Genomic DNA, 12637 nt, shown 5'->3' on the forward strand with positions numbered 1-12637 from the left:
TGGGACTTTCCATCTTTCTTCGGGATGCAGGGTTGCCGATCCGCGCGCAGGTGTCAACAATCCCGGCCCGCCGCCGCCCTGCATGAAACTAATCAGTGGAACCGCCCACCGCGCCCTCGCCGAGCGCATCGCCGAAACCCTCGGTGAACCGCTTGCCGATGTCCATGTCACCGCCTTTCCGGACGGTGAGACCTTCGTCAAAATCAACGAGAACATCCGCGGCGACGACGTCTTCATCGTCCAGCCGAGTTGTCCTCCGACGAATCACAACATCATGGAGCTCCTGATCATGGTGGATGCGGCGCGGCGCGCGAGTGCCGGCCGGATCACCGCCGTGATGCCCTTCTTCGGCTACGCCCGCCAGGACCGCAAGGACCAGCCGCGGGTCCCGATCACCGCCAAGCTGGTGGCGAACCTGCTCACCTCCGCAGGCGTCGGCCGGGTCCTGACCATGGACCTGCACGCCCCGCAGATCCAAGGTTTCTTCGATATCCCCGTCGATCATCTCTACGCCAAACCGGCCCTGATCCACTACCTGCGCGAGCGCCATCCCGATGCCTCGAACATCACCGTGGTCTCGCCGGACGTGGGCGGGGTGAAGATGGCGCGGGCCTACGCCGACGCCCTCGGCGCGGATCTCGCGATCGTCGCCAAGCACCGGATCAGCGCCACCCGGGTGGAGGCGATGAACGTGATCGGCGACGTGGAAGGCCGCGACGTGATCCTGGTGGATGACATGACCGAGACTGCCGGCACCCTGACCGCCGCTGCCGAGATCCTGAGCCGCCATGGGGCCAAGCGGATTTTCGCAGGGGTATCCCATGCAGTGCTGGGTGATCTGGGCCGCCAGCGCATCAATGATTCGGCGATCGAGGAGATCATTACCACCGATTCCGTCCCGCAGGCCTGCGGCGACAAGGTCCGGGCAGTGGGCATCGCACCGCTTCTTGGGGAGGCAATTCGACGCATTCATGGGGGCCAATCGGTGACTTCGCTGTTTGAGGTCTAATTGGCTGATGGTCAGTCAATTACACGGAAATGTGCAAGCAAAGCGCTTTTATGAGTCTTGGTCCTGCGGTTTGATGTCGTTTGGCCGGAACTTGAAAGGAGCCCGAACAAAATTTTGACAAATCCCGGGCGGGCCGTTACAGACCCCGCCCCCGGCAGCGGAACCCCGCTCCCCGGCCACCAATCCCACGCCTTTTTTCCGCCATGGCCAAGAAGCACGTCCTTAAAGCCGAACCGCGTCTCCGCACCGGTTCCGGAGTCCTCAAGCAAATGCGCCGCGAGGGCTGGGTGCCCTCCGTGATCTACGGTCGCGGTGCTGAAAACAAGAACCTGAAGGTCAATGCAAAGGCCTTCGACGAGCTGTTGGCCCACGCCACCTCGGAAAACATTCTCATCAACCTCGACCTCGACGGTGCCAGCCAGCTCGCCTTCCTCAAGGCGGTGCAGCATCACCCTCTCGACGGCAAGCCGCTGCACGTGGACTTCCTGGCGATCGACGAGAAGACGGAAATCACCGCCCACATCCCGGTTCACCTTCTCGGCGAGCCTGTCGGCGTGAAGGCCGGTGGGATGCTGGAGCAGATGAGCCACACCCTGGAAGTGCGTTGCGCTGCCTCCGTGCTTCCTGAAGTGCTGGAGTTCGATGTGACCCATCTTGACGAAGGCGACTCGCTGCACATCGGCGATGTGACGCTTCCGGCCGGTGTCGTCGCGACGCATGCCGCGGATGTTGTGATCGCCCACCTTGCGAAGACCGCAGCCGCGGTTTCCGAAGGCGCGACCGCCGCCGCTTGATCCGCGTTTTTCTTTTGCAGAAGCCCGGTCCGCGTGAGCGGCCCGGGCTTTTGTTTGGTGAAGCTTAGAGCATGGAGCTTGGAGATCAGAGTTGTAACCTGGCACTTTTCCCTTGGAACTTTCTTCCATCCCCTTGGTCGTCGGCCTCGGCAATCCGGGGCGGCAGTATGAAGGCACGCGGCATAACGCGGGTTTCATGGTGCTCGACCGGATGGCGGCGGAGGCGGGGGTGGCCTTCAAGTCGGAACCGAAGTGGCAGAGCCATGTGGTGAAGCTGCCGGGGTCGGGGGTGCTGCTGGTGAAACCGCAGTGCTTCATGAACCTGAGCGGGCGACCGGTGCGGCAGATTGCGGCGTTTCACAAGTGGACGCCGGAGAACATCCTGGTCGTCTATGACGATGCGGCGCTGCCGCTGGGCAAGCTGCGCTTCCGCGAGAAGGGCAGCGCCGGCGGGCACAATGGCATCAAGTCGCTGATCGAGCATTTCGGCGGGGACGGGTTCCCGCGGCTGAAGTTCGGAATCGGCGGCACGGAGGGGGAGAACATGGTCGGCCACGTGCTTGGAAACTTCCGCGTGGAGGAGCGGGAACTGCTTGAAAACACGCTTGCAAGGGCAGTCTCGGCTGTGCAGCTTGCGCTCTCCCAAGGCCTAGGCACGGCCGCGAATTTTTACAACAGCAGCAACGGAACACCCTAACAGACTCCCATACAGATGAGCAGCAGGAAATACGAAGGACTGATTATCCTCAATACCAAGACCACCGAAGGCAGCGTCGACGAACTCGTCAGCGCGGTCGGCAAGGAGATCGAATCCGAAGGTGCGAAGCTGGACGAGGTCCAGCAGATCGGCCGCCGCAAGTTCGCTTACAACTCGCGCCACCTGGAGAGCGGTCACTACGTGAACTACTTCTTCAAGGCCGAGCCGGATGCGATCGTGCGCATCCAGGAGAAGCTCAAGCTGAACGGCCACGTGCACTTGCAGCACTTCCAACGGGTCGCTTGATTTCCGCGAAGTTTGCTGTTCATTGGAACTGCACTTGCATGTCGTCTTCCGTCTTTCTAGTCTGACCCGCGATGGCCAATCTCAATAAAGTCATGCTCCTCGGCAACCTGACGCGGGATCCCGAGGTGCGTTACACGCCGAAGGGGACCGCGGTCGGAGACCTCGGCCTGGCGGTGAACCGCCGGGTTTCCGATGGCAATGGCAATTGGTCGGACGAGGTGACCTTCGTGGACGTGACCGTCTGGGGCACGAACGCGGAGAACGCGCAGAAGTACCTGACCAAGGGCCGCGGCGTCTTCATCGAAGGCCGCCTGCAGATGGACACCTGGGAGGACAAGCAGTCCGGCCAGAAGCGCAGCAAGCTCAAGGTCGTCGCCGAGGTGCTCCAGTTCCTGCCGGACGGCAAGGGCGGGGCGACGCCGCCTCAGGGTGGCGGCGGCGGTGGCGGCTCCACGCAGCGCGGCAGCAGCGCCGAGCCCGGCTATCAGGGCGGCGGCGGCAACGGTGGTGGCCAGCGCTCCGGCCCGCCGCAGGGCGGTTCGGCCGCCGAGCCCGGGGATTACCGGGATGAAGAGGACGATATTCCGTTCTGATTTGGAAAGGCCGGGCTGGTGCCCGGCTTTTTCGTTTGGTCTTCCATGGACCCGGTCTCGCCTCACGAGCGCCTTGGGGTGGGCTAGGAGCCGACCTCAAGCTCGATCCATCTCGGCAGGGGTTCATGCCAGAACGGCTCGTAGAAGACCTGCCCCGGATTGAGAATACCGGCAAAATAGCTGAAAGTGCTCTTGGCGGTGATCAGCGTGTCCGCCATCACGAGATGGTGGAAGGTCATGAAAGGGCATTCGTCCAGATGCAGTTCGCAGGGCACCTCGAGTCTTTCGGCGAGATCGAAGTCCGTGCGGCTTCCCTCCGACATGAGGTGGATTCTGACCGGTTTGTTCTCGGGATTGGTACATTTTGGCAAGATCCCGCGGAGAAACCGTTCCACATCGGGATTCCGGGTGACCCTTGCCTGGTGCCGCGCCTCCAAGGCATCGCCGCGGCGGACATGGATCGCCACGTTCCATTCGTCCGGCGAAAACCAGGACGCCGGGGGCTTGGGGTTATCGTGATACTTGTCCCGGAAGATCCAATCGATCAGGCCCATCTCGCGGCCCGTTACTTCCCGGTAACACCACCGGTAGGCCTTGGCGGGTTGATCTTGGATTTCGTCCAGGCCTAAGTTGAAGAAGGTCTCCCATTCCCGGTCCCACGCCTGTGGATCGTACCCGCGGGGGCGATGCCCGACATTGCGGAAAGGTGTGTGGATATAGGTGCGCTGATAGACGCAGGAGGCTGTCATCACGGAGACATAGCGCATCGCCATCGATCCCGCGCCCTCGCCGGGACTGACGCAGGTGATGCAGGGAGCATTGCCGGCGAGGGGAATTTTGTTGGCAAACTCCGCCCGGGCGGCGGCGGCGCGCTTGGCATCCATCGTCGTCCGGCGATTTTAGAAATACACGGTTTCGCTCTTTGGATTCGCCCAGGTCGCGTATTCGATATCGACTGGCAGCAACATCGAGCGGGCGTCCACCGGGATGAAACTCAGAGTCCCTCCGGGAGCCAGATGCGGGTACATCGCGGCGAGTTGGAACCACTCGTCGAAGCCGTAGTCCGGCCAGTTGGCGAACTTCATCGGGCGTTCGCCGTAACCGGGGATGTTCGCGGTCAGGGGCAGCGAGCCGTGCCGCCAATGCCAGATGAAGGTTTCGATCAGCTTTCTCACCGGGATCGAGCCCCCGCGCGCGCCGAAATGACCACCGAGAATCGGCCGGTAGCGGACCTCCTTGCTGGTGTCGGCATTGTAGTAGCCCGGCACCCGCCACAGCGAGAGACCGAGCCGATTCATTAGCTCCGTGCGCTCGATGTCCCCGCTCACCTGGCCGATTCGGTCGCTATCGATCACCGTGACGAGGGTACCGGCTTCCTCCAAGGCGAGGAAGCGCCAGAAGCCCCCCGGGCAATAGCGGATCGAGGGGCTCCTCATGAGATGGACCTCCCAACCGGCCCCGATCAGTTCCGGGATCAAGAAATCAAGATCCGCCGCCAGATAGATGCGGAAGCTCGCTTCGGGGTGCCGCTTCATTGCATCGGGACCATAGAGGAAGATCGGGTCGATATAACAATCCCAGGGCGAGAAGCGTTTCACGAGCCCCAGCCGCCGCGCATCGATCAAGAGGTCTCGGGTGGGGACCGGCAAATCGGGGTCGCCGCCGTTCACGTGTTTCCAAAAAAGCGTGACGCTTACTACGTGTTTCTCGGGGCTTTCGTGAGCATCGTTCCCCTTTCCATCTGGGCGGTGGATCTCCTTGACCTCGAACCACTCGGCGAACTCCTCGCGTTCCGCGGTGGTAACCCCGGCCTCGAAGGCCTCGATCATGCTATCATCCAGCAGTGGAAAAATATCGGTCCAACTCACGGAAATGGCTTGTCATACCCGCTCCCGCCATGTCAATGCTGTTAACAGAAACAGTACCCAGCCACCATGGATTCCAACTCCTCCCTTCCTTCCGATTCCCGCCGGGACTTTGTGAAAAAGTCCCTCGCCGCTTCCATCATCGCCGCGCAGCCGACCATCCTCGCTGGACTCATCCGGGCTCAGGGAGGCGGCGGAGGCGGTAACAACTCTTGGGATACGACAAGTTGGGATACCACAGGTGGAGAGACTGGAGGTTGGGATACCACTGTCGAAACTACTGAAGTAGATACTACCCTACGAGAAAAATATGTTATTGTAGGCGCGCCAGCCGCAGATACTGCTTTTCTCGATGGGTATAGTAAGTTAGATTTTCCGGTTGTTGTAGGAGCCGGCGTCCCCGCAGTCACGTTGCGATTGGCTGCATGGATCGAACCCATTGCAGGTTCTAGCTACACAAAGGTTAAAGTGCGTTGTAAAGCGCAAGGATTCGGTGGAGGTCAAAACATCTCTACCGGAGAAGTATATCTTGAGGGGGAAAAAGCCGATGAATACGCAGAAGATTTCTCCGCCGTCAACGACGATACCTCTCCTGCTCCCGCGGTTGGCTCAGCAACTTGGAGCATTCCGGACGGTACAATTGCCTACCATATGGATGTGAGTTTAATAGCCTTAAGGGATGATCCAACCGCGCCGCCTGAGACTTGGTTCAAGACTAAGATTCTCCGGTGCACAGGTAAGTTGGAGATCGAGAAATTCATACATAACCCCCTTCCTACTTCGGCGGGAAAATGGAATATTGAAGAGGAGTTGGAGCTTGTTTTGCAAATCATGCCGGAAACAGTATAATGATTGTATCAGCCACACGCAAGACCCTGACGTTTCTGATCGCTGTCAGTTCCATTGCTGTGCTTGCCCTGATCTTTCGGCTTAAATTCGGAGATGCAAATAAAGATGAGTCGTTTTCGTATATCACTTCTCATTCTCAAAAGGGCAAATCCCGTGATTTTCGACCCAAGTCGATAGGCCCGTTGCAGAAGACAATCCGAGAAGCGCCCGATCCCAGTCGAAATCAAATTAGCGAATGGCAAAAAGAGACGTCTATAAAGCGGTTGGGGCCGTTGGCAGATTTTCGAGATAGTAGCTATAATACCGAAAAATTTTCTACATTCTCTTTCGATGGCAAACTCACTTTGGAAAGTATCGTTGAAGCCGGGTTGTCGAGCTACGAGGCAAACGAAATACAAAAGATCGTAGATTCACATCGTGCGAAAATGAAGGAGTTGATTCTGACGTCTATGTCAGCCAACAACGATCTTCCAAATGGAGTCTCCGCGTCCTTCATTATAGATGACTTCTCAGGTCAAGGGGAATCGGAATTCCGGAATTTTATTGATAAAGTTGATCAATCGATAGGCGTGGAAAAGCGCAAGCGCCTCATGAGCGGGTTTTCGGTTGTAGGGGCATACTTTAACTATGGTTATTCAAGAACAATTATTAATTTATTGGAAAAAACTCCAAATGAGGAGCCGACCCAGTCCGTGCGAGTGGAAATTATTAAATTAGACCCTGCCTCTTCGCGACCGATCGGAAGGAGTACAACATATCTTTCTGATTTTAACTCGGTTTTCGATGGTTTGTTGAACGATTTCGTCAATCCTCCATAGAAAGTGGAATCAAAAAGTTTGATCAGTAGGTTCAGTGGTTGGCTGCGTGTTTCGAATGCCAAGATCGGTTCCCGGAAGAGTTTCCGAGAATAAAAGATTGGTGATGAGTTCAAAGAATTTCTGTTTTCACGACTTCAAGCAAGCAACTAGATGGCTGTTAATATTATTCATGATGGTATAATATATTCCTTGCGGCCCTGCCTGCGCTGGATGAACAAGCGCTTTTGCGACCTTTCCAAGCATGTGCCCTTAGGAGAGAATTTGCACATGGTATGAGGCGATGGTTTTACGCTCCAGCGAGATGGACTGCGGCAGGAGTTGCCATCTTGGTGATGGCACTGGTATGGACGGTCAATAATTCTGGAGAAACGAAAGGCGGATCAGGAGAACTGGCTGGGGATGGCCAGCCCGGCAGGTTAAAAGGAAGCATTGCCGAACGGTCGGCAATGCTCCGTAAGGCCCGCGAGTCCAAGGCCGCCGAAAAGGCGGACGTCTTGCTGTCCCTGTACAAGCGGTGGGACGAAGCAGAAGGCAGCCTGAAGGGCCAAGTCTTGTTGGATGTGCGGCAGCAAATCGCGCGCGATGCGGTGGTACATCTGGGCGGCCACGACCTGTTGCTGAAATTTCTCGAGTTTCTTGAAGCGGAGGGTCAGGGAGATCTGAGAGAGTGGGTGCTTTCGGAGGGTCTGAGGGAGCTCTTCTCCTCGCCGGAGCGAGGAGAAGCAGCGCGGGAGTGGCTGGTAGACTTGGAGGTTGCGAAACTCCAGGAATCGATGAGCTTCACGGCGGGCCAGACTTTTCAAGGACCCGGATTCAAGGCCTATCTCGATTCGTTTGAGAGTATCCATTCCCAATCGCGGTTGCTGGGCGGGTATTTTTCTGAGATGGCCAAGCAGGATCCATCCGGGGCGGTTAAGGGGTTTCTGGCGACGAAGCCAGCCAAGGTAGACTTCACGGCGATGAAATACGTGATGGCGGCGGTTCCGGCTGGATCCGATTTCGTTTCGATCTCCGCGATGGTTCCCCCGGACAGTCAAGCTCTGGCCAAGACTTCGCGGCGGGCGCTTCTCGGGGCATGGGCGGCATCGGCACCGCAGGAGGCGGGCGACTACATTCTAGGAAATACCAAGCTGGTGCATGCCGATCAACTCGGGCCGGTGGTGGAGCAATGGATGCAGATCGATGCGACCGCGGCAGCGGCTTGGGTGCAGGGCCTTGCGCCAGGAGACCATCGGGACATTGCGATGGCAAGCCAGTCCAAGCAGCTCGCCGCCGGCGATCCGGCTCAAGCGTGGCCGGTGGCGATGGCCGTGGCCGACAAGAAGCGGCGCGAGGAAGCCATGCACGAAGTACACCGCCTGTGGATGAAGACCGATCCCAAGACCGCGGATGCGGCGTGGAAGGAGATGCGTGGTGAGAAGAAATGACAAGGCATGACGGGTGCCCGCCGCAGAGGCAATGACCCTTCATGAAACCCGCCGCTGTTAGGCCTCAATTTCAATGATTCGAATCGCCATTTCTTCCGATGCCAAAGGGCACGGCAATTCCGCGACGCTGATTGCCAGCATTCTCCGCCGCACCGAGCAGCCGGTGCAGGTGCGCTGCTGGTGCCGGGGTTACTTGCCGGAGTCCTTCGAGAGCGGCGCTCTGAAGGTCGAGTTCTTTCCGGCCGAGGAGGAAGTGACCGGACGCTATCCCGGTCATGTGCCTCAGGCGGTCTTCGACCGGCTGCGGATCATCCGGGACGGGGTGGATTGGGAGCGTTGCCTGATCATGGATCACGACATGATTGCCCTCTGCGATCTCGCCCCCTATTTCGCGGAGAACTTCGAGGGGAATTTGCTCATGGGCCGGCTCTTCGGCCCCGGCAACACTTTGGGCGTGCAGATGAAACAGCGGGGGGGCTTGCCCGAAGGGTGGAAGCACGCGGAGAGTCATCCCTACTTCTTTATGGGGCCGATGATGAATCTGGCCGCGATGCGGAGCGAGGGGATCTGGGACAAGCTACTCGAAGCGCATGCTGCCATCGGCCAGGACGAGCAGCTCTCGCTTACCGCAGCTTGCGGCGGGCGGACGAAAGGCGTAAGCAAGCGATGGAACATCGTTCCCCAATGGGATGGTCTGGCGTCCGCGGTCATTCCCCGCAGCGGGCGGGCGGAGGTTGGCGGCATCCCGTTCCTGAACGGCATTCCGGAGGGGATCATTCACTGGACGGGCGGCTCCAAGCCATGGCAGCGCGGCACGAAAGTCTGGCGGTCCGATCTCTGGGAGAGCGAGAGGACCTCGTGGGAACACCTGCGGGCCGGCATTTGGGAGAAGCCCGTGGCGATCGAGGTAGAACCGGAGGACGGCACCGGCGTGCGTGCCTTGGCCCGGCGGGGCTGGCGGGTGGAGGTTTTCGGAGAGAGGTTCTCGGGCGGCGAGCCGCGCTTGGACGAGAGAGACGAGCCGCATCCGGACGTAATCCTGGGGAATGGCGGTCCGGCCCGCTTCCGGACCTTGCTCGAACAGCGCGATTTCCCGGTGGAGATCGTTCGTTTCGGCTCCGGCACGCGTCCTGGCGAATGGTTGGAATCGGTGACTCCCCTGCCGGAGTATGTCGCGCTGAGGGGGCCCGTCGACGAGGGCGAGGTGCGCCGCCTGCGGAGCCTCGGTTATTGGCACGAGACGAGGCTCCAGTCGATCCAGTGGCCCGGCGGCGGTCCCGCCCCCCGCGTGCTTGAATACCGGGGTGACCTGCCGGTTCTGGCCGCGGGAGCGGGTGAGGATGTGTATTTGAAGCTCGGAGAAGCAGCCGAGGGCCTAGATCCGTTGCCCGCCGCTTCCGCCGCCGCTCAAGCAGCGGAAACCGTCGAGTGGCCATGGCAGATCTCAGAGACTTCGGAGGCGTTTTTAAACCGCCTCGCGGAAGAAGTGGGTGATGCCGGCCGGTCCTGGTCGATTCTTGAACTGGGTAGCGGGCAAGGAACTGCCGTGCTGGCGGAGTGCTTTCCAGAATCGCAGATCGTTTCGCTTGAGCACCACGCCGCGTGGTTCGTCTCCTGCCGCGGCAACCTGCGCGGGTACCGCCATGTGGAGTTGCGGCATGCGCCGCTCGACGGAACCTTGCCGTGGTATGACTGCCGCGGGATCGACTTCGAGCCGGTGGACCTTTTGTTCGTGACCTGTCCGACCGGAACTCTTGCGAAAGCGGTGAGAGGTGGTGCACCGGCCCTGCGACGCTATCTGAAAGCAGGCGGAAGGGTGGTGCTCGACGGGATGGACGAGAAGGAGAAAGGCGTGATTTTGTCCCGATGGTTGGAAACCGGCGGGATGCGGGTCGAGTACCAGACGGAGGCGTGCGTCTCGCTCATCGGGGATTCGCTGCCGGATTTTCATCCCGCATGTGCCATCCCAACCCTTCAAGGAATTGCGGAAAAAATCTACGTCATCTCTCTGCCGGAACGCGAGGACCGGCGGGAAATCCTCCGCAGAAACTGGCAGCCGCAGGATCTGGAGTTTGAAGTTGTGGAGGGCGTAAGGCCCGATCCGGCCGAGATCCGCTGGGAAGAAATGAAGGGCATGGAGGCCTATGGGTCGGCCGAAAATCTCCGCGGGGAGTACATTCCCGGTGCCGTGGGTTGCAAGAGGGCCGGGATCAATGCCTTGAAAAACTTCCTCGATAGCCGGGCGAATACCGCGCTGATCTGTCAGGACGATTGCCTCTGGAAGCCGGACGCGCCCCGGATCATCGGGCGCGCATTGCGCGAACTGCCGGAGGACTGGGATCTGGTCTATTTCTCCGCATCCAGCCGGGATAAAAACCTGCCCTACTCTCCCCATCTGGTGCGGCTGGGTGGCGCGCGCTACTGCAATGCGATCTTGTGGAACCGCGCCTCGGCGAAGCGGCTGCTGCCGGAGCTCGAGAATGCCGACTGCGAGTGGGACCTCTTCATGCAGCGGTCCCATGCTTGGTTGCAGACTTACTGCGTCGTGCCGATGCCCGCGTATCAGGGCAAGTCCCGTTCGGATATCGTCCAGGGAATCGTCCAACCGCCCAACCGCTGAGAAGTGAAGACGGCGGTTCTTTTCCACGGTCTGGTGCAGCGGAGCCTCCGGCATGTGATAGGGTCGATCCGCGAGTGCCTGCTGGACCCTCTGGCGGCACGCGGGGAACTGCGAGTCTTCCATCACACGTGGCGGCTTCCCTATTTGGACAACCCGCGAGCCGGCGAATCCGGCCCGGCGATGGATGTCGGAGAAATCAATCGTTGGCTTCCGGAGTCGGAGGGTGAAGCCGACGACGAGGAAGAATTCGTGCGGACGATCGATTGGAGCGACGCGTTTGCGGACAATCCGATGAGGCACCATGGAGTCACGGGAGCCGGGGCGGATGCTTCGCTGCGAAATCTGGTGCTGGCGGTCCACTCGGCGGAGAGAGTCTTCGACCGTTTTGCCATGAGCGGCTACGAGGCGGATGTGGTGGTCCTTAGCCGGGCCGATCTCCAGTTCACCCGTGGAGTGGTGGTGCCGGATCCGACGCCCGAATGGACAGTGTTCGTCCCATCGTTTCACGGCTGGGGCGGGCTGAATGATCGGTTTGCTTTCGGATCGCCGCTGGCCATGGAGATCTATGCAAGGCGCAGCGCATTCGTGGAAGGCTGGCTGTTAAGTCCGGGCCGCAGGAATCCCGAGTGGGTTTTGAAGCGGTGGCTGAAGTGGCGGCGGATGGAAGTTCGAATGATTGAGTTTCCATTCCGGCGAGTAAGGGCGGATGGGTCTGTTTTTCCGCTGGATCAGCAATTGGGATGAGGCTCCCTGATGCTCCCGGAGAAGGGTGGGCTTTCAGCCCGCGTTGCCTGTCTGCGCCCTACATGGGGCTCGCGCCCCATGCTGGTATGGTGACGGGCCTGTGGGCCTGAAGAGTGATGCCGGTCACTGGGCTTCTTTTACCGGTGCTGGGGTTGCGATGGTCTCTTCGACCTTTTTGGCGGAACCGCCTTCGACATCGATGGCGACGACCAGGGATCCGCTGAGGGCGGGGGCGTCGGGTTTGGCGGTGGGTGAGGCGGCGGTGATGTTGAGGGTGAGGCGGTCGCCTTGCCACTTGGAGGGGATGGACTGGTAGCTGGTGAGGGTGCCTTTTTCAGCGTCGGCGGGCTTGGGGAGTTTGAGGTATTTCCAGCCTTCGGTGGCGCGGACGAAGGCCCAGGCTTCGAATTTCTGGTCATTTCCGACGGCGAAGGCGGCGGCATCGCCGGCGGGGCTCCAGAGGACGCTGCCTTCCTTGATTTGGCCGGTCTTCAGGTCGTCTTCGACGGCCAGGGTGAGGAAGAGTTTTCCGGAGGGGCCTTCGAGGCGGATGGTGTCGGCCTTGTCGGGGTTTCGGTCGACGAGGAGGACGAGGTCTCCTTTTGGCGAGGGGAAGCGGAGGGGGGCTGCCTGGGTGGCGAAGGCGGAGCAGATGAGGAGGCAGGGGATGATGGTGCGGAATGGGAGCATTTGGGAATGTGGCATGGTTTGGGGGTGGGGGCAACTTGTTGGGTGGAACGGAAATTGGGCGATTGAGGGATTGGGTTTTGGGATTCAGAGGGTTGGGTGATTGAAGGAGCGAACGAAACGCGGAGGCGCGGAGGTCGCGGAGAGGGGCGCGGGGGGAAGGCGGAAAGGCGAACATCGAACATCGAACGTCCAAGTTTGAAAGGGGAAGGCAGGAAGATGAGATTG

The 12637-nt window shown here is 59.9% G+C and carries 13 protein-coding genes; 10 read left to right on the plus strand and 3 right to left on the minus strand.

The window, feature by feature from the left end; genetic code table 11:
- Positions 1 to 82: 82 nt before the first annotated feature.
- The 5 genes from ABWK72_RS18770 to ABWK72_RS18790 all read left to right on the plus strand — a co-directional run bounded on the left by ABWK72_RS18770 (position 83) and on the right by ABWK72_RS18790 (position 3399).
- Positions 83 to 1009 (plus strand): ribose-phosphate diphosphokinase, encoded by a 927-nt coding sequence (locus tag ABWK72_RS18770; RefSeq protein WP_367871101.1) that lies wholly within the window; start codon positions 83 to 85, stop codon positions 1007 to 1009.
- Between the two features lie 203 nt (positions 1010 to 1212).
- Positions 1213 to 1803, plus strand: coding sequence for a 50S ribosomal protein L25 (locus ABWK72_RS18775; RefSeq protein ID WP_367871102.1), 591 nt, complete (start codon positions 1213 to 1215; stop codon positions 1801 to 1803).
- A gap of 112 nt (positions 1804 to 1915) precedes the next feature.
- On the plus strand, positions 1916 to 2500 hold the full coding sequence (pth, locus tag ABWK72_RS18780) for an aminoacyl-tRNA hydrolase (protein WP_367871103.1): 585 nt from the start codon (positions 1916 to 1918) through the stop codon (positions 2498 to 2500).
- 15 nt (positions 2501 to 2515) lie between these two features.
- Entirely contained in the window at positions 2516 to 2806 is a 291-nt protein-coding gene (gene rpsF / locus ABWK72_RS18785) for a 30S ribosomal protein S6 (protein WP_367871104.1), read from the plus strand.
- A gap of 71 nt (positions 2807 to 2877) precedes the next feature.
- Complete coding sequence (locus ABWK72_RS18790; protein ID WP_367871105.1) at positions 2878 to 3399, plus strand: single-stranded DNA-binding protein; 522 nt, start codon at positions 2878 to 2880, stop codon at positions 3397 to 3399.
- An 83-nt stretch (positions 3400 to 3482) separates the two neighbouring features.
- Here ABWK72_RS18790 and ABWK72_RS18795 read toward each other — a convergent pair whose 3' ends face one another.
- The gene (locus ABWK72_RS18795; RefSeq protein WP_367871106.1) at positions 3483 to 4283 is read right to left on the minus strand and encodes a hypothetical protein; all 801 of its coding nucleotides are present in this window, start codon (positions 4281 to 4283) and stop codon (positions 3483 to 3485) included.
- A gap of 15 nt (positions 4284 to 4298) precedes the next feature.
- A complete protein-coding gene (locus ABWK72_RS18800; protein WP_367871107.1) occupies positions 4299 to 5267 on the minus strand; it encodes a hypothetical protein in 969 nt (322 codons plus the stop codon).
- A gap of 66 nt (positions 5268 to 5333) precedes the next feature.
- Between ABWK72_RS18800 and ABWK72_RS18805 the strand changes: the two genes are divergently transcribed.
- The 5 genes from ABWK72_RS18805 (at position 5334) to ABWK72_RS18825 (ending at position 11722) form a co-directional block, all read left to right on the plus strand.
- Complete coding sequence (locus ABWK72_RS18805; RefSeq protein ID WP_367871108.1) at positions 5334 to 6113, plus strand: hypothetical protein; 780 nt, start codon at positions 5334 to 5336, stop codon at positions 6111 to 6113.
- Complete coding sequence (locus ABWK72_RS18810) at positions 6113 to 6931, plus strand: hypothetical protein (RefSeq protein ID WP_367871109.1); 819 nt, start codon at positions 6113 to 6115, stop codon at positions 6929 to 6931. Before ABWK72_RS18805 ends, ABWK72_RS18810 begins: the two co-directional genes overlap by 1 nt.
- A gap of 446 nt (positions 6932 to 7377) precedes the next feature.
- On the plus strand, positions 7378 to 8358 hold the full coding sequence (locus tag ABWK72_RS18815) for a hypothetical protein (protein WP_367871110.1): 981 nt from the start codon (positions 7378 to 7380) through the stop codon (positions 8356 to 8358).
- A 73-nt stretch (positions 8359 to 8431) separates the two neighbouring features.
- Positions 8432 to 10978, plus strand: coding sequence for a glycosyltransferase (locus ABWK72_RS18820; RefSeq protein WP_367871111.1), 2547 nt, complete (start codon positions 8432 to 8434; stop codon positions 10976 to 10978).
- A 3-nt stretch (positions 10979 to 10981) separates the two neighbouring features.
- Positions 10982 to 11722 (plus strand): hypothetical protein, encoded by a 741-nt coding sequence (locus tag ABWK72_RS18825; RefSeq protein WP_367871112.1) that lies wholly within the window; start codon positions 10982 to 10984, stop codon positions 11720 to 11722.
- Positions 11723 to 11845: 123 nt separating this feature from the next.
- Here the strand turns inward: ABWK72_RS18825 and ABWK72_RS18830 are convergent, their stop codons facing one another.
- Positions 11846 to 12412, minus strand: coding sequence for a hypothetical protein (locus ABWK72_RS18830; RefSeq protein ID WP_367871113.1), 567 nt, complete (start codon positions 12410 to 12412; stop codon positions 11846 to 11848).
- Positions 12413 to 12637 lie beyond the last annotated feature (225 nt).

Source organism: Luteolibacter sp. Populi, from assembly GCF_040801775.1.
Lineage (GTDB): Bacteria > Verrucomicrobiota > Verrucomicrobiia > Verrucomicrobiales > Akkermansiaceae > Haloferula.